Consider the following 17,400-nt stretch of genomic DNA (forward strand, 5'->3'; position numbering starts at 1 on the left):
GTCAAGCTCCGGACATCAGGAAAACGAGGGTTGGCAGGCCAGCAGGGCGGCACCGCGTGCACCACCGGCATCGCCGAAGCGCGGCGGCACGATGGGCGGCACCTGCACGCCGTTGAACAGATGCGCGGCGATGGCCGCCGGCAACAGCTGGTACAGCGGTGCGTACTGGGACAGGCCGCCACCGAGCACGATCACGTGCGGGTCCAGCGCCAGCACCAGGGCGGCCAGGCTGTGGCCGAGCAGGTCGCGATGGATGTCCAGCGCCTGCCGTGCACGCGCATCGCCGGCTTCGGCCAGGGTGACCACCACGCTGGCATCGGCAGCGCTGCCACCGAGGTGGCGCTCGATCATCGCCAGGCCACTCCCGGACACGTAGCGCTCCACGCAGCCTTGCAGGCCACAGGCGCAATCAATGAGCGGCAGGCCATGACGCTGCAGCAGGTGACCCGGCACGCTCCAGTGGCCCCATTCGCCGGCCAGGCCGTTGAAGCCGGACAGCAGGCGCCCCTGCAGGCAGAAGCCGCCACCGGCACCGGTGCCGAGGATGGCGCCGAACATGCTGGGGTAGCCATCGGCGGCGCCACCGTGCGCTTCAGAGAGCGCAAAACACTGCAGGTCGTTGCCGAAATGCAGCGGGCGCTGCAGGCGTGCCTGCAGATCAGCCGCCACGCATTGACCGGTCAGCGCAGGCACATTGGCGCTGAGCTGGCGGCCGTTGCGACGATTACGCACGCCGGGCAGGGCGATGCCGATGGCCGCATCGCTGCGACCCAGCGCAGCATCGGCTTCAGCAACCAATGTCACCACCGCCTGCAGGAAGCCGTCGTAGTCGCCCTGCGGGGTAGCCACGCGGCGGCGCCAGGTGACCTGCATCGCCGCATCGCACACCACCAGCTCGATCTTGGTGCCGCCGATGTCGATGCCGTAGCAGGCGTTGGCGATCAGCTCAGCCATGGTGGATGGTGACACCCTTGACCACGCGGTTGACGGTGCCGTCCGGGAACGGATTGTCGGGGGTCAGGCCGAGTGCGGCCGAACGCTGCAGCGCGTACAGCTGCGCAAAGCCCAGCCACACCGGCGCCAGCCACGGGTCATCCAGGGCAGGCACGGTGAGGGTGTAGTCATCGTCGGCGCCGATATCCGAATGCGGGCCGATCGACAGTACCTGGCCAGCCACGCCGTCGCGGCGCAGCTCTTCCAGCAGGTCCTGCTCATAGCGGCGTGCCAGCGGCTGCACGCTGCGCAGCACGACCACCAGGGTGCTGCCGTCCAGCGTGGACTTCGGTCCATGGCGGAAGCCGAGCGGGGTGTTGGCCAGCGCCAGCACGCGGCCGGCGGTGAGCTCCAGCACCTTCAGCGCAGCCTCGCGCGCCAGTGCTTCCAGCGGGCCGCTGCCAAGGTAGATGACCCGGTTGAACGGGCGCTGCGCCAGCGCGGCCACAGCTGCATCCCACTGCGCCTGGCCTTCGCGGGCCAGACCGGCAATCTGCTGCAGGCGCGCGATGCGCGCATCCCACGGCGAACGGTCGAACACGGTCAATGCCGCCAGCAGCATGCAGGTCAGGCTGCTGGTCATGGCGAATGCACGGTCGCAGCTGGCCGACGGCATCAGCAGGGTGCAGGTGTCGGCACGGCCGGCGCCACGGCGGGCCAGTTCGCCCTCGGCATTGCAGGTGATGTCCAGGAAGCGCGCATCGTCCACGTCACTGCGCACGCGGTCGACGGCGGCAACGCTTTCGGGGCTGGAGCCGCTGCGGCCGAACGACACCAGCAGGGTCGGACGATCGCGCTGCAGGTACAGCGCAGGATGGGTGAGCAGGCTGGTGGTATGCACCACGCGCACCTCGGCCGGCCACTGCGCGTTGATGGCATCGGCCACCATTTCAGCGATGAAGCCGGAACTGCCGGCGCCGGTGAATAGCACGCGCTGGTTCGGGTCGTTGAGGCTGTCGCCGAGGAAGGCCTGCAGGCGGTCGCGGGCACGCGACAGATCCTGTGCAAGGGCTTCCCACAGCGCCGGCTGCTGGGCGATTTCGGTAGCGGTATCGGCTCCGCCGCGGCGCTGCCAGGCGGACACATCGGAAAGCAGGGTGACGTCCATTCGGAGGTTCCAGTTGGGCCAGCGCACCATCTGCGTTTTCTTTCGAAATGTCAAATACCGAAAGTAAAAAGAAAGATATCGCGGTGATGACTTTCCTCGCGTGGCATCACTCCGGAAACGAAAGAAACCGCCGGATGCCGTATCGCACAATGCTTAACAGGCGCCTGCAAGCGGTTACACAAAGTATTGCGCCGCAACAACTTTCGTTTCATGTAAATATATCTTCCTTTTTCCTTTCAATTTGTTGACATCTTTCGAATCGCTGCCCTAGAGTCGGCCCAACCGCTTTCGAAACGCCCGGTGAACGGGTTGGGAGTCCGTGTGGAAATCTGCGTTCGTCGTTCGCCACTGCTGCTGGCCCTGTTGCCGGCACTGCTGTCGGCGTCCCTGTCGGCCCAGGCCGCACCGGTCGGCAACCTGCGCTCGGTCAGCGCCAGTGCCAGCACCGACGGTGTAAATGGCTGGGACCTGCAGACCGACAACGGCACGCGCATCCGCATTGAACTGCCGGCCACCGACATCATCCGCGTACAGGCCGGCCGCAACGGCAAGCTGACTGGTGCCGGTGACAAGGCCGCGCCGATCGTGCTGCCGCAGCCCAAGGCCAACGTGCAGGCACAGCTGGAAGAAGATGCGCAGGAGATCCGCGTGCGTACCGCTGCACTCGTGCTGCATGTGCAGCGGCAGCCGTTGCGCCTGCGCCTGGAGCGCCTGGACAACGGCCAGCCCACCGCGCTGTGGCAGGAACTGCAGCCGCTGGACCTGGATGCCGCGCAGAGCGTGCAGGTGCTGTCCTCGCAGGCCGATGAAGGCTATTACGGCGGTGGCCAGCAGAACGGCCGCTACCAGTTCAAGGGCCGCGAACTGGACGTCTCGTACTCCGGCGGCTGGGAAGAGGGGGATCGCCCGAGCCCGGCACCGATGCTGCTGAGCAGCCGTGGCTGGGGCATGCTGCGCAATACGTGGAGCGATGGCAGCTACGACCTGCGGCAGAGCGACCAGGCCACCCTGCTGCATCGTGAAGACCGCTTCGATGCGTACTACTTCGTTGGCGCCGACCTGCCGAAGCTGATCGAGCGCTACACCCAGCTGACCGGCCGCCCGAACATGGTCGCGCGCTGGGCGCTGTCCTACGGCGATGCCGATTGCTACAACGATGGCGACAACGGCAAGAAGCCCGGCACCGTGCCCGAGGGCTGGAGCGACGGCCCGACCGGCACCACACCGGATGTGATCAACAGCGTGGCCAAGCAGTACCGCGCCAACGACATGCCCGGCGGCTGGATCCTGCCCAACGATGGTTATGGCTGCGGCTACAAGCAGTTGCCGGAGACGGTGAAGGGCCTGGCCGGGTACGGCTTCCGCACCGGCCTGTGGACCGAGAACGGCGTCGACAAGATCGCCTGGGAAGTGGGCAAGGCCGGCAGCCGCGTGCAGAAACTGGACGTGGCCTGGACCGGCAAGGGCTACCAGTTCGCGATGGATGCCAACCGCCAGGCATTCAACGGCATCCTCGACAATTCCGATTCCCGCCCGTTCCTGTGGACGGTAATGGGCTGGGCCGGCATCCAGCGCTATGCCGTGGCCTGGACCGGCGACCAGAGCAGCAGCTGGGACTACATCCGCTGGCATGTGCCGACCCTGGTGGGTTCGGGCCTGTCCGGCATGGCCTACGCCAGCGGCGATGTGGACGCGATCTTCGGCGGCAGCGCCGAGACCTTCACCCGCGACCTGCAGTGGAAGGCGTTCACCCCGGTGCTGATGGGCATGAGCGGCTGGTCGTCGAATGCGCGCAAGCACCCGTGGTGGTACGACGAGCCCTACCGCAGCATCAACCGCGATTACCTGAAGTTGAAGATGCGCCTGACCCCGTACATGTATGGGCTGGTGCATGAGGCTGCGCAGACCGGTGCACCGCCGGTGCGTGGCCTGATGTGGGACAACCCGCGCGATCCGTACGCGCAGGATGAAACCTACAAGTACCAGTTCCTGCTCGGCCGCGACCTGCTGGTTGCACCGGTGTACCGCAGCCAGGCCGCCAGCCGTGGTTGGCGCCGCGACATCCACCTGCCCGCCGGCGGCTGGATCGACTACTGGGATGGCCGCCGCGTGCAGGCCGCCGCCGATGGCCGCCAGCTGGACCGCCAGGTGGACCTGGCCACGCTGCCGGTGTTCGTGCGTGCCGGTGCGATCCTGCCGATGTACCCGTCGATGCTGTTCGACGGCGAGAAACCGCTCGATGAAGTGACCTTCGACCTGTACCCGCAGGGTGATTCGCAGTACACGCTGTACGAAGATGACGGCAACACCCGCCGCTACCAGCAGGGCGAATCGAGCACGCAGCGGATCAGTGTGCAGGCGCCGGCACAGGGCAGCGGCCCGGTACAGGTGCAGATCGATGCGGTACAGGGCCAGTACAACGGCCAGCTGGCACAGCGCCGCTATGGCCTGCGCGTGCTCAGCCGGCAGGCGCCGCGTGCGGTGCAGGCCGCTGGCCGCGCGCTGCCGGCGCTGGCCGACGCGACCGCATTCAACAGCGCCAGCGAGGGTTGGTACTTCGATGCCAAGGAGCGTCGCGGCACCCTGCATGTACGCACCGCGGCGCAGGACATCCGCCAGCCGCTGCAGCTGCAGCTGGACTTCGCCGTCGCCGCAGCGGCCGCCGACGATGCCTATCCGGCTGCACCGGTGCTGGGCCGCGAACTGCCGGCCGACAGCCTGCTGGTGGTCAACCGCCCGGCCGAAGAACCCGGCCATGCGCTGGAAAATGCCTTCGATGATGATCCGGCCACCTGGTTCCGCAGCGTGCGCAACCAGGCCGTGCGCACCGGTGCCCATGAGTGGGTGATCGGTTTCGGCGAACGGAAGATGATTGATGGCATCGACATCGCGCCGCGCAACGACAAGAACTGGAAGCACGGCCAGGTGCGCGACTACGAAGTGTACCTGGGCGACAGCAACGGCGAGTGGGGTGAACCGATTGCCCGCGGCCACCTGCAGCTGAAGGAAGGCACGCAGCGCATCGACTTCCCGGCCCACGCCGGCCGCCTGCTGCGCTTCCGCGTGTTGAGCGTGCAGAACCCCGAAGGTGATGGTGCCTCCAGCACCGATCCGATGGTGACCGCTGCACAGGGCAGTGCGCGTGCCTTCGACGCGCTGCAACCGCGCGACGTCGGCCCGATTGCGCTGTCCACCTTCCACATCCTCGAACACCAGGAACCGGAGCGACCGGCCCGGCAGCGCTATCTCTCCGAGCTGCCGGTGCCGGCCGCGCTGGCCAGCCAGGTGCACGCCGACAAGGCGTTCACCGGCGACGCCGGCATGCGCATGAACGGCCTGCAGTTCCGCCGCGGCCTGGGCGTGTCCGCCAACAGCCGCATCGACCTGCGCCTGCAGGGGGGATGGCGCCTGCTGCGTGCCGACCTCGGCATTGACGACGCCTGCCGCACGGCCGGTGGCCTGCAGTTCCAGGTCTGGGGCGACAACCGCCTGCTGTATGACAGCGGCCTGGTGAAGGCACCCGGCGTGGTCAAGCCGGAGCTGGACATCCGTGGCCTTTCCACCCTGAGCCTGCGCACGCTGGGTGCGCAGGGCAGCCAACCCGCCCAGGTCTGTGCCAACTGGGCCAACGCCGTGCTGATCGGCCAGGAGGGCGACTCCGCCAGCATCGTCGCCCCATGACCGCCACGTAACACCGCTCCTCCCCCGCCCATTCCGACTACGGCTTCACCACGACGGTGGGAGCCGTGGCCCGGGAGCGTTTTGCCCGCCGATCCACCATTCGCGCCGCACCCCTGCCAGGAGAGAACCCCGATGTTGCCCGCCCGCCACCACCGCCCCCCCTGTCGTTCGATCGCACCGTTGTCGCTGGCCATCGCCGGCGTGCTGCTGTCGGTCGCCGTTCCTGCCTTCGCCCAGGAGAGCAAGGACAAGGCCACCGACCTGGCCCGCATCGAGGTCACCGGTTCCAACATCCGCCGCACCGACGTTGAAACCGCCTCGCCGGTGCAGGTGATCAGCAAGCAGGACATCCAGAACATGGGTGCGCGCACGCTGCTGCAGGTGCTCGACAACCTGCCTGCTGCCCGGCCAGCGCAGCAGGATTCGCGCTCGCTGTTCACCGGCTCCGACGGCGCTTCGCAGGCCAACCTGCGCGGCCTCGGCGCGCAGGGCACGCTGGTGCTGTTGAATGGCCGTCGCCTGTCGTACTACGGTGCGCCGGCGGGCTTCCAGACCCAGTTCGTCAACATCGATGCGATTCCCGCCGCCGCCATCGAACGCATGGAAGTGCTGACCGACGGCGCCTCGGCGGTGTACGGCACCGACGCGGTGGCCGGCGTGATCAACGTGATCACCAAGCGCAACTTCCAGGGCGCGGAGATCAGCTTCACCAACGACACCTCCTCGCGCATCGATTCCTACGGCGAGCGCCAGGCCAGCATCACCGCCGGCTTCGGTGACCTCACCGAGAACCGCTTCAACATCTACGGCGCGGTGAACATGTACCGCCGCGACGCGATTCCGCTGGCCGACTTCTATGACAAGCGCCCGGACCAGTACTACGTCAACAACCCCAACTACCTGAACAACCTGCGCCTGGGCGTGGGCAGCAAGCCGGGCGAGTTCAACCCGGGCAGCTATTTCGCGTTCGATCCGGTGACCGGCCGCCGCGTGCAGGAAGCCGCACCGGGCTGCAAGAACGTGCTGACCAGTGAAGCGGCCGGCCCGCGTTGCGTCTGGGAAACCTGGATGAACAACGAGATCGACGCCGGCGCCAAATCCGAGCGCAACACCGCCTACCTCAACGGCACCTTCCTGGTGGGCGACAGCACCGAGATCTTCGCCGAGGCCACCTATACCGATATCGACCTGCGTGCCAACGGCGGTACCCCGCGCAGCTACGGCACCACCACCGGCAACCCGACCAGCTGGTTCTCGCGCGATACCGGAAACAACGTCAACCAGTTCCTGTATCCGTTCCTGGGCCCGAACAACGAGTACAACCACGCCAGCCCCGAGCTGAAGGCCATGATGGGTGGCGTGGTCGGCCTGCAGTACCTGCTGCAGGATGCAGGCGCCAACTACTTCGGCCAGCGCAACACCGACAAGAGCTACCGCGTGCTGACCGGCGCGCGCGGCAACGTCGGTGACTGGAACTGGGAAACCGCGTTCGCCACCGCCGGCACGCACTCGACCACCTACCAGACGATCAACGTCAACGTGAAGGGCTTCGAGAAGGCCTTCGGTCCTTACAGCATCGACCCGGGCACGGGCCGTGTGATCATCTCCGATCATCCAGCGTACAAGTTCGGTGAGATCAGCGAGGCCAACGCCGCACTGATCCGCGGCGCCTTCCCGACCTTCGACATCCAGTCGTGGACGCGCCTGCATACGCTGGATGGCAAGATCGAAGGCCCGCTGTTCCAGCTGCCGGCCGGTGACATGCGCGCCGCGTTCGGTTTCAACGCCAGCCGCGAAACCTTCTACACCCCCGGCAACGCCGACGCGGCCGCCGGCCTGATCACCCAGCAGGGTGGCTCGTGGTTCGATGGCGCGCGCAACACCTATGCGCTGTTTGCTGAAACGGTGGCGCCGATTACCGAGAAGCTGGAGCTGGACGCGGCCGTGCGCGTGGACAAGTACCCGAACTTCAGCGCCAACGTCGCGCCGAAGATCGGCTTCAAGTACCAGGCGTTCGACCAGCTGATGCTGCGCGGTACCTATTCCACCGGCTTCCGCGCCCCCAGCCTGGCCGAGTCCGGCAACGGCGGCGTGTACGCGCAGCTGGGCGGCTACCGTGATGAACTGCGCTGCGCCGAGACCAACGCCATCGCCAACCTGCTGCTGAAATCGCAGCGCGGCGGTGATGTCGACCTGGGGAAGAGCCTGCTCAACGTGGACTGCAGCCGCACCGTGGCCCGCATGACCCAGCCGAACCAGAACCTGAAGCCGGAGAAGGCGAAGATCGCCACGCTGGGCTTCGTTTACGAGCCGGCCAGCTGGCTGTCGGTGTCGGCCGATTACTGGTTCATCTACCGCGACAACGAAATCGTTGCCCCGGACTACCGCCGCGCCGAAGACATCATCTCCTCGTCGCGCTCGCCGATCACCGACAGCGACCGCGCCAATCTGGCGCAGCTGGCGGCGATGTGCGCCGACCCGGCAAGCGGTGTGAGCTGCCCGGGAACGCTGCCGGGCTACTCGGCCGGCAACGTGGCCAGCGTGGTGGGCCAGTACAAGAACCGCGGCAAGACCCTGATCGATGGCTTCGACATCGATGCGCGCAGCCGCTTCTCGCTGGGTGAGTGGGGCGGGCTGAACATCGGCCTGGCAGCCACCATCGCCAACCGCAACCGCTTCTACATGGATGAACAGAACGGCTGGTACTACGGCGACGTGGTGGGCTATTACAACAACCCGCGCCTGCGTGCGACGCTCAATGCCGACTGGACCTACAAGCAGGTCACCACCAGCATGTTCGTCAACTACGTGGGCGGCACCAAGTGGGCCACCGACCAGATCGACGAAGAAAGCAACAACAAGGAAACCTGCACCGGCGGTTACCTGGCCCTGGAAAAGAGCAAGTGCGATGGTGCACCGTCGTGGTGGACCGCCAACATGAGCGTCACCTGGCGCCCGGATGACGCGTGGAACCTGAGCTTCACCGTCAAGAACCTGTTCAACCGCCTGCCGTTCTACGATCCCAACAGCTTCCTGGGTGACTCCAGTGACTACGCCACCATCTTCGGTCGTGGTTACAGTGTGACCATCGGCTACCGGTTCAAGTAATTCCGTTTGCGTGACCAGGCGCGCCGGCCCAGGCTGGCGCGCCTTCAAGAGGAGAGTGTTTGCCATGAAGCGTAGGGAATTCATCGCGGCCAGCGCCGCTGTCGCCGCCAGCAGCCTGCTGCCGCAGACCCCGGCATGGGCACGTGGCCGCAAGGTACGCCTGGCCGTGATCGGTACCGGCATGCGTGGCCTGGTGCTGCTGAAGGAACTGGTGCGCCGCGACGACGTGGAGGTCGTTGCCCTGTGTGATATCGAGCCGATCATGCTCGGCCGCGCCGTGGAGATGGTCAGCAAGGCTGGCAAGCCCGCGCCGAAGACCTACGGCCAGGACCGCGACATCAACGCGTGGAAGCGCCTGCTGGAGCAGAAGGGCATCGATGGCGTGATCATCGCCACGCCGTGGGAGTACCACGCACCGATGGCGATTGCCGCGATGCAGGCCGGCGTGGCCGTGGGCTGCGAAGTGGTGGCCGGCATCACCCTGCAGGATCACTGGGACGTGCTGAAGACCCAGCTGAGCACCGGCACCCCGTACATGCTGCTGGAGAACGTCTGTTACCGCCGTGACGTGATGGCGGCCCTGCAGATGGTGCGGCAGGGTCTGTTCGGCGAACTGGTGCACCTGCAGGCCGGTTACCAGCACGACCTGCGCGGGGTGAAGTTCAACTCCGGCGACCCGAACCAGCCCTACGACAGTGGCGTGGAATTCGGCCCCAAGGGCTGGAGCGAAGCACGCTGGCGCACCGAACACTCGGTGGAGCGCAATGGCGAGCTCTACCCCAGTCACGGCATCGGCCCGTGCGCGATGTATACCGGCATCAACCGCGGCAACCGTTTCACCCGCATCAACGCATTCGCCACCAAGGCGCGTGGCCTGCACGAATACACCGTAGCCAAGAGCGGCGGCACCACCCATCCGAGCACCAGGGTGAAGTTCAAGCTCGGCGACATCGTCACCACCACGCTGGCCTGCGAGAACGGCGAGACCATCCTGCTGCAGCACGACACCTCGCTGCCGCGACCGTATTCGATGGGCTTCCGCGTGCAGGGCACCAAGGGCCTGTGGATGGACGTGAACCATTCGATCCACATCGAAGGCCGCAGCCCGCCGCACCAGTGGGAAGAGTTCAAGAAGTACCAGGACCAGTACGAACATCCGCTGTGGAAGCAGAATGCCGACACCGCTGCCAGCGCCGGCCATGGCGGCATGGACTGGTTCGTGATCCATGCGTTCGTGGAAGCACTGAAGGCCAAGGCGCCGATGCCGATCGACATCTACGACGCAGTGACGTGGAGCGCGATTACCCCGTTGAGCGAGCAGTCGATCGCCAACAGTTTCCAGACGCTGGAGTTCCCGGATTTCACCGCGGGCCTGTGGCAGAAGCGCAAGCCGATTTTTGCGTTTGACGGAAAGTACTGAGGTCTACACCCTTCCACGCTGTGACGGAGACGCCGGGCATTGCCCGGCGTTTTTGTATCTTCGGGCCATTATCGATGGTTGGCGGTTATCAGAAAACTCTGAAATTCGACCCGCTCCACACTTTCTGACTTGAATGCGTAACCCACATCGGAGATAACGTCCCCATGCGGCCACGCCGCAATCCGGAACAGGGACGATCCGACGCAGGGCGGGAAAGGGCAATGGCTGCCCGAGCGCCTTCGTTCCTCCCGGTGCGGTAACCGCCCAGGAAGGAGAACAGGGATGTTGAAGCGATTGAAGGATCTGTCGTGCGCAGTGCTGGCGATGGCCATGCTGGGGTGCGTGGGTACCACTGCGGTGCAGGCGCAGGAGGTGAAGAAGAAGTGGGAGAGCTACCTGTCGATGGGCCAGCCACGGGCCACCGAAGCTGCAGTGCAGAAGGACATCAGGGCCTTCTTTGCCCGGTACGAGGACGACAGGCCGTTCGTCTGGGAAGTGAAGCGGCAGCGCGTGCAGGCAAACAAAGTCATCTATGACTACCGGGCCAAGCCCGAGGCTATTGTCAGCACAGACTGGGTCTACGTTTACTCGGATCAGGAGTATGCGTCTGAAGATGAGGTCCGGGAGGCGATCCTTGGTCTCAACGCGAGCGACCCCCAATGTCCGGCAACCACGCTGACGGAGGAGGAGTGGGCTGAATTTCCAGGCCTTGGCGTCGGAGACGACGGAAGCATCACACACGAGGACAAGAAATTTCACTATACCCAGAATCGTTTCTACGCAGGTACACAGAGCTGCTCAGAGATGAAGGGATGGGAATACGTGCGCCGCGATAGGACAGCTGAGTGTCCGAATCGATCCGGTATGTTGTGGAATGAAGCCATCCAGATGTGCTCGCTGATTCAGCAGGATGAGCCGATGATGGCGCCAATGCTGGCGTATACGAGTACCCCGCTGCCGCCCCAGCAGTGCCCGGTGGGAAATCCGTGTGATCCGACAACGGGTGACAAGTCCCAGCCAGAATTCGATTTCGATTTCGGCTGGATCAGCTTCCGTCGCCATTATCATTCGCTTACCAGTACAGCGGGCGGAGCACTTGGGACTGGCTGGACGCACTCGCACAACCTGCGGCTCACAGCTGCGGTGGACGACTCGACATTCCCACCGAGCACCGATGTGAAGGTCGGGCTGATTGAGGAAAATGGCGGCCAGATTTCCTTCCAGAAGGTGGGGGCTCAGTACGAGGCAACGGATGGCAGTGGCGATCGTGCGGTGCAGCAAGGCAGTGGCTGGCTGTTGTCAAGGGCGCAGGAACGCATCGAGTTCGGCTCCGACGGGCTGATGCAGCGCCGCGACTTTGAAGATGGCACGTCATTGGTCTATGAGCGCGACGCTCGTGGCCGGCTCCTCGGCATCACCCATTCCTCTGGTCGTCGTTTGGATATCCAGTACGGTGCGCCTGGCGACGATGCGCTGATTTCGACGATTTCGGTAGCCGGTCAGGTCGTGGCCGCGTACGGCTATTCCGTGGCAGGCGAACTGACCACAGTCACCTATGCCGACGGCGGAGTAAGGACCTATCACTACGAAGATGCCCGCTTCCCTGGATACCTGACAGGCGTCACCGCCGAGGATAGCCGGCGCTATAGCTGGTTTGGCTACGACGCCAAGGGGCGTGTGACCTGCAGCCGTCATTCGGGCGACTGCACACAGGCGGATGTCGGCATTGATGGGGTGCGGCTGGATTACACGACCGCCGGCCCGGTCATCGTCACCGATGCACTCGGCAAGCAGAGCACGTACGCGCTTACCGCAAGCGGCACCAGCGGCCTGCCACGCAAGGTCAATGGCATCACTGACAGCAGCGGCACCGCCGGTCGTACCTACCTCCCAGAGGGCACGGACTTCCGCCGCCGCCTGCAGTCCTCGACCGACCGACGCGGCGTGGTCACCCAGTTCGCCTACGCAGAGGCCAGCGACCCGGCCGCCGGTGCAGTAGCCGTGACAACGACGACGGAAGCGGCGGGTACCCCCGAGCAACGCATCAGCGAAACGCGTGTCGCGCTCGACAGTAATCGCCTCGTGCAGCAGACGGTCGGCAACCAGGAAACCCGCATTGTCCGCAACGCGCGCCTGCAGCCGACCAGCGTCACCGTGCGCGATACAGCGACCAACCATACCCGCGTGACCACGCAGAACTATTGTGAAGCCGAAGGTCAGGACTGCCCGCAGGTGGGCCTGCTGCGAAGCATCGACGGTCCGCGTACGGACGTGGCAGATACCGTGACCTATGCCTGGTACACCGCCGACGATGCAGGGTGTGCGACCAACGGCACCTGTGCGTTCCGCAGGGGCGATCTGCGCAGCGTCACCAGTGCGTTGGGCCATACCGTTGAGACCCTCGCTTACGATGCCTTCGGGCGCCCGTTGTCAGTGCGTGATGCCAATGGGGTGGTGACCGACTACACCTATCACCCACGTGGCTGGCCGACGTCGGTCACCGTGCGTGGCGCCACCACTGCCGAAGATCGCAGCACCCAGCTGAGCTACTGGCCCACCGGCCAGGTGCAGCAGGTCACCGAGCCCGACGGCAGCAGCGTCACCTATGTCTACGACGCCGCCCAGCGGCTCACCGACATTGCCGACAGTGCGGGCAACACCATTCACTACACCTTGGACAACGCCGGCAACCGTCTGCAGGAAAACACGGTCGATGCAGGGGGTACGCTGCGCCGCACGCTGGCCCGTGTCTACAACACCCTCGGGCAGCTGACCGCGCTGAAGGATGCCGGCAACAACGCCACCGGCTTTGCCTACGACGCCAATGGCAATCCGCAGTCGGTCACCGATGCCCTGCAGCGGGTGACGAACCAGCAGTACGATCCGTTGAACCGGCTGGCGCAGTCCCTGCAGGACGTGGGCGGTGTTGCTGCGGAAATCCGCAGCCAGTACAACGCGCTGGATCAGGTCACCCAGGTAATCGATCCCAAGGGCCTGCACACCACCTACGCCTATAACGGCTTTGGTGATCTGACCGGACAGGTCAGCCCGGATAGCGGGAACACTACTTTCACTGTTGACGCCGCTGGCAACCGCAAGACCCGCACTGATGCGCGCGGCGTGACGGCCACCTACAGCTACGACGCGCTCAATCGACTGGTCGGCATTGCCTATCCGGATCCCAACCTGGACGTGGGCTATCACTACGACACCGCACCAGCGGTATGTGCCAGCGACGAGCATTTCGCCAAGGGTCGCCTGGGCCAGGTGCTGCACGCCAATGGCAGCACCGTGTACTGCCATGACCGCTTCGGCCAGGTCACCCGCAAGGTGCAGACGATCAATGGTGTAGCCAGCACGCTGCGCTATGCCTACAGCAAGTCCGGTCGCCTGACCGCGTTGACCTACCCGGACGGCAGCGTTGCCGACTATGTGCGCGACGCCCAGGGGCGGATCAGCCAGATTGGCCTGACCCGCCCGGGACAGGCCCGGCAGGTGGTGGTCAACAACGTGGCCTACGCAGCCTTCGGGCCAGCGACCGGCTGGACCTACGGCAACGGCCGCCAGCTGCAGCGCCCGCTGGATCTGGACTACCGGCCGCAGGCGGTGCATGACCCCGCGGCAGGCGGTCTGTCACTGGGCTACGGCTACGATCCCGTCGGCTCGATCACCGAGCTGAAGAGCGGTGCGGGCTCGGAAGTGCTGGCCAAGTACGCCTATGACACGCTCGGCCGACTGACCCAGACCCAAGACGGTGCGACGGGCACGCCGATTGAAACCTATGGCTACGACGCCACCGGCAACCGCACCTCGCTGACCACGTCGGCCGGGACCGCAAGCTATACCTATCCGGCTGACAGCCATCGACTGATTGCCGTGGACGGTCAGGCGCGCAACCAGGATGCCGCAGGCAACACCACCAGCATTGGCAGCAAGACGCTCGCCTACAACGATGCCAACCGCATGAGTGCGGTGAAGCAGGGCGATGCTGTGGTGGAGAGTTACGGTTACAACCACCGCGGTGAGCGCGTGCTGCGTGCGCCAGCCAGTGGCGATGCGCAGGTCACGGTCTATGACGAAGCCGGGCAGTGGGTTGGCAACTACTCGACGACCGGGCAAGCGCAGCAACAGGCGATCTGGCTGGACAACTACCCGGTGGCGTTGATCCAGACACCCGCCACGGGCGTGCCGGGGCTGGCGTACATCCAGCCCGATCACCTGGGTACGCCGCGTGTGGTGATCGACCCCATACGCGATATCGCGATCTGGGAGTGGAGCAGCAAGAGTGAGGTGTTTGGCGACCAGGCACCGGTCAATGACCCTGATGGGGATGGCGTGCTGTTTGAGCTGGCACTGCGCTTCCCGGGACAGCAGGCGACGAATGCGAGTGAGCTGTTCTACAACTATCAGCGCGAGTATGAGCCGGCGGTGGGGCGGTATTCGCAGAGTGATCCGATTGGCCTTAGTGGTGGGATCAGCACTTACGCCTACGCTGAATCCGGTCCTATGGAAAGGGATGACTCGCTTGGTCTCTGTCCCGGTTGCGTACTTGCTCGGCCTCCGGTCGTCGTTCGGCCCCCAGGTAATTCTGGTCGGGGCACTGGAGCTAGTGCAGGTGCGGGCAGATCGCACTCGTGGTACAGCCGGCCTCAGCAAAAAATTGCGCCTAAAGGAGGGAAGTCAAAAAATGACATACCATCTTGGGCGCGGGGGACAAATCCTACGAATGGGGAGACACCTGTTCAGTATGCCCAGCGAGTGTGCAAGGAGTTTGGTCAGGACCCCGGCAAAGGGCAGGGGTCAAACTTGAGCAAGCTAAAAAAATATGCGGAAACGCACTTCACTCCTAGCGGTGAGAAGCCCGGATTCTTTGAGGAATTCTTTTTCAATTTCAGTCAAGATCCTCTGATGGACGCAATTCCAGAAGAGCTCAGGGTTGATGGCGGCATTTAGGCGGGAGTTTGTGATGGCTGATATATATCCGGTTGGGGTTGCTGCGCATGGGAGAGTCGTCTGGTTTGCGTGGGTGTCCGATGACTATGATTATGCGCTATCAAAAAATGGGAGGCCTGTATCAGCCGGTAGCAAGGAGGATCTCGATTACGAAGTCGCTGCTTGCGACGGGACCCTGGACTGGGAGGGTGAATCGTTGCTCGACTTCGAATCCTTGATATCTTCGATTGATTCGGGAGTTGGAGTTAGCCCAGATGCTGTTATTGATGCTTGGAACTTCATGACTGATCTTTTCAGGGTAGTAGCAAATGCTCCACGGAAGATGTTCCACGTCGATATGATAGATACGTACGACTCATTCTTTTCGCAATGCGAGATCGCTCGAGCTGTTGGGCTGACGTCGGTCTCCATCTCTAGACATGACCTCGATCGCGCGAAGATCGTTTTGGAGGACGGGTTGCAGATGGTACTCAGCATTTAGCGACGCGCTTCTAGTTCGCTACGGTATGTACCCGTGCGGAGTGCGGTGCAGCTGAGCCGACGCTGCAAAGGTGACACTGCCTTCTCGACTTGGTTTAGGCGCAGTGACGCCTATTGGTACCGCTGTGTGTTCAGTCCCCGGGCGCGTAGCAAGGAAATTACATGATGGTTGAACGTGCGGAACGGCATAGAGGGTGTCTGATGCGCTTGTTCACCTTTGCCTGCCCCATGTGCGTCGCCGATCGGCAGCGATTTTCGATCCTTTCGGCGCTCGCGCGCCGGCCGAAAAAGCTCTGTCGAGGCTGTGGGATCGTGCTTCGTTCACGCCCATCAATGGGCGTGTATCTTCTGTTCTTGCTATATACGCAATTCATCGGGCTGATCGCGGACTTTCCGCTGATATGGGCCTACATGGAGCAGCAATGGATGGCGATGCCGCGCTCTGTGTAGCTGCGCTTCTGCTATGCCACGTACCAGCGATGGTGATACATGCGCGAGGAACCGCTGTGACAAGGTGAAGCCAGATCGAAGCTACGCCCGTGCCAAGATGAAGGCGTCCAAGCATGATCCTTGAGTTCAACGCATTGCCCTGGTCGGACGCCACCTTGGTTGCGGTGTCCGTTGACCGCAGCAATCCGGGCAACCAGGATGAAGTAGTGGTCCACGTGCGCTGGCCCGACGGGCGCAATGCGCGGGTGGTGTTCCTTGAATGCTGCGGCGCACGATTGGCGCTCAACTTCGGTGTCCTGGGTGAGGACACGATCGACCGCGCATATGTCGATGAGGACAGCAAGCTACTGGCCGATGGCAGACGGCGCTGGGCGGCCTCGGGTGTGTTGCTGCCAAGGCTTCAGTGCTTCCGCATCGAAACCTGCACCACTGCCAGCTCACTCGACATCCTGGCCCTGGGCTGGCGGATAGACTCGCAGTGACGTCCGGTGTGGAAAATTAGGAGTGGCATGGCATGCATGAGACGCACCGTGGCCGGGTATCGGCGAGTGATTCCGTTCGGGTGGGTCCGCCCACCAGCGGGCATCTGGCCGCTCTGTGGCGCGGCAAGCGCAGGGAGATTCCAGGTGCCCCAGCAAGGGACATCATCAAAGGGCCGGTGGCTGGCATCTTGCGCGCAGCGCTGCTGGTCTTGCCAATGCTGGGCGGGTGCAGCATCAACAAATTTCAACGTTCAGAATGGAGCTCGGACTGGGTAGATGTTTCATCCGACGCGATCTTCCCTGGCAATTCAACGACTCTGCCGCTTGACCGCATTTCCACGCTTGATGCGGATAGTGAAGCCGCCATAGCGGAGTGGATGTTGAAGAACTCACTGGTCGCAGTATCGGCATCAGAGGTTGAAGGGAAGATCGGATCATTGCCGTTGAGTGGCCTGAAGCCAGCCCCCGGGGAGAGCGTCTATCTCGTCAGGACCGCTTCGGATGAAGGTAATGGCACGTTCATCGGCTACGTCAACGACAAGGGACTTCTCATCATGTATGGGGTCATGGGGGGCTGCGGCGAGCAGAAGCACCGGGTGGTTGCTGTGAGCCTGCGGGAGAAGCCCGCCAACGTGTTCGGCAGATGCTCGGCGGCGCTGTAGTGCGCTGAAGAGTCGAGCGGCGGTCTGCCACCGTCCCTGGGCGCGCTGGTTCCACATGTGTGA

General features: G+C 64.1%; 11 protein-coding genes. 8 read left to right on the top strand and 3 right to left on the bottom strand.

Going from position 1 to position 17,400, the window contains the following annotated elements:
• Positions 1-15: 15 nt before the first annotated feature.
• The 3 genes from BW38_RS06910 to BW38_RS21950 are packed head-to-tail and all read right to left on the bottom strand — an operon-like array spanning position 16 to position 2,313.
• Entirely contained in the window at positions 16-954 is a 939-nt protein-coding gene (locus BW38_RS06910; protein ID WP_032976873.1) for an ROK family protein, read from the bottom strand.
• Positions 947-2,101: an SIS domain-containing protein gene (locus BW38_RS06905; RefSeq protein WP_025877469.1), complete on the bottom strand. Its 1,155-nt coding sequence runs from the start codon at positions 2,099-2,101 to the stop codon at positions 947-949. Before BW38_RS06905 ends, BW38_RS06910 begins: the two co-directional genes overlap by 8 nt.
• Before the next feature lie 50 nt (positions 2,102-2,151).
• Positions 2,152-2,313, bottom strand: a complete 162-nt coding sequence (locus BW38_RS21950) for a hypothetical protein (RefSeq protein WP_161763247.1) — start codon at positions 2,311-2,313, stop codon at positions 2,152-2,154.
• A gap of 109 nt (positions 2,314-2,422) precedes the next feature.
• On the opposite strand from BW38_RS21950, the gene BW38_RS06900 reads away from it, so the two are divergent.
• The 8 genes from BW38_RS06900 (at position 2,423) to BW38_RS0120790 (ending at position 17,337) form a co-directional block, all read left to right on the top strand.
• Entirely contained in the window at positions 2,423-5,782 is a 3,360-nt protein-coding gene (locus tag BW38_RS06900; RefSeq protein WP_032976875.1) for a TIM-barrel domain-containing protein, read from the top strand.
• A 132-nt stretch (positions 5,783-5,914) separates the two neighbouring features.
• On the top strand, positions 5,915-8,890 hold the full coding sequence (locus BW38_RS06895; protein WP_032976876.1) for a TonB-dependent receptor: 2,976 nt from the start codon (positions 5,915-5,917) through the stop codon (positions 8,888-8,890).
• Positions 8,891-8,954: 64 nt separating this feature from the next.
• Positions 8,955-10,310 carry a Gfo/Idh/MocA family oxidoreductase gene (locus tag BW38_RS06890; protein ID WP_032976877.1) on the top strand — a complete coding sequence of 452 codons (1,356 nt, stop codon included), beginning with the start codon at positions 8,955-8,957 and terminating at the stop codon, positions 10,308-10,310.
• A gap of 282 nt (positions 10,311-10,592) precedes the next feature.
• Positions 10,593-15,263: an RHS repeat-associated core domain-containing protein gene (locus BW38_RS06885; protein WP_235189968.1), complete on the top strand. Its 4,671-nt coding sequence runs from the start codon at positions 10,593-10,595 to the stop codon at positions 15,261-15,263.
• Positions 15,264-15,276: 13 nt separating this feature from the next.
• A complete protein-coding gene (locus tag BW38_RS22115; protein ID WP_235189970.1) occupies positions 15,277-15,744 on the top strand; it encodes a hypothetical protein in 468 nt (155 codons plus the stop codon).
• A 161-nt stretch (positions 15,745-15,905) separates the two neighbouring features.
• A complete protein-coding gene (locus BW38_RS21115) occupies positions 15,906-16,193 on the top strand; it encodes a hypothetical protein (protein WP_051585062.1) in 288 nt (95 codons plus the stop codon).
• A gap of 113 nt (positions 16,194-16,306) precedes the next feature.
• Positions 16,307-16,675, top strand: coding sequence for a hypothetical protein (locus BW38_RS06875; RefSeq protein ID WP_032976878.1), 369 nt, complete (start codon positions 16,307-16,309; stop codon positions 16,673-16,675).
• A gap of 32 nt (positions 16,676-16,707) precedes the next feature.
• Positions 16,708-17,337 carry a hypothetical protein gene (locus tag BW38_RS0120790; RefSeq protein WP_235189971.1) on the top strand — a complete coding sequence of 210 codons (630 nt, stop codon included), beginning with the start codon at positions 16,708-16,710 and terminating at the stop codon, positions 17,335-17,337.
• Positions 17,338-17,400: the final 63 nt, after the last annotated feature.

The organism is Stenotrophomonas sp. RIT309 (assembly GCF_000632045.1).
Classification (GTDB): Bacteria; Pseudomonadota; Gammaproteobacteria; order Xanthomonadales; family Xanthomonadaceae; genus Stenotrophomonas; species Stenotrophomonas indicatrix.

Bases quoted from the DNA above. Each gene is read 5' to 3' on its own strand.
- BW38_RS06875 (WP_032976878.1), top strand. From the start codon at position 16,307: ATGATCCTTGAGTTCAACGCATTGCCCTGGTCGGACGCCACCTTGGTT.
- BW38_RS22115 (WP_235189970.1), top strand. From the start codon at position 15,277: ATGGCTGATATATATCCGGTTGGGGTTGCTGCGCATGGGAGAGTCGTC.
- BW38_RS06910 (WP_032976873.1), bottom strand. From the start codon at position 954: ATGGCTGAGCTGATCGCCAACGCCTGCTACGGCATCGACATCGGCGGC.
- BW38_RS06895 (WP_032976876.1), top strand. From the start codon at position 5,915: ATGTTGCCCGCCCGCCACCACCGCCCCCCCTGTCGTTCGATCGCACCG.
- BW38_RS21115 (WP_051585062.1), top strand. From the start codon at position 15,906: ATGATGGTTGAACGTGCGGAACGGCATAGAGGGTGTCTGATGCGCTTG.
- BW38_RS06890 (WP_032976877.1), top strand. From the start codon at position 8,955: ATGAAGCGTAGGGAATTCATCGCGGCCAGCGCCGCTGTCGCCGCCAGC.
- BW38_RS0120790 (WP_235189971.1), top strand. From the start codon at position 16,708: ATGCATGAGACGCACCGTGGCCGGGTATCGGCGAGTGATTCCGTTCGG.
- BW38_RS21950 (WP_161763247.1), bottom strand. From the start codon at position 2,313: ATGAAACGAAAGTTGTTGCGGCGCAATACTTTGTGTAACCGCTTGCAG.
- BW38_RS06885 (WP_235189968.1), top strand. From the start codon at position 10,593: ATGTTGAAGCGATTGAAGGATCTGTCGTGCGCAGTGCTGGCGATGGCC.
- BW38_RS06905 (WP_025877469.1), bottom strand. From the start codon at position 2,101: ATGGACGTCACCCTGCTTTCCGATGTGTCCGCCTGGCAGCGCCGCGGC.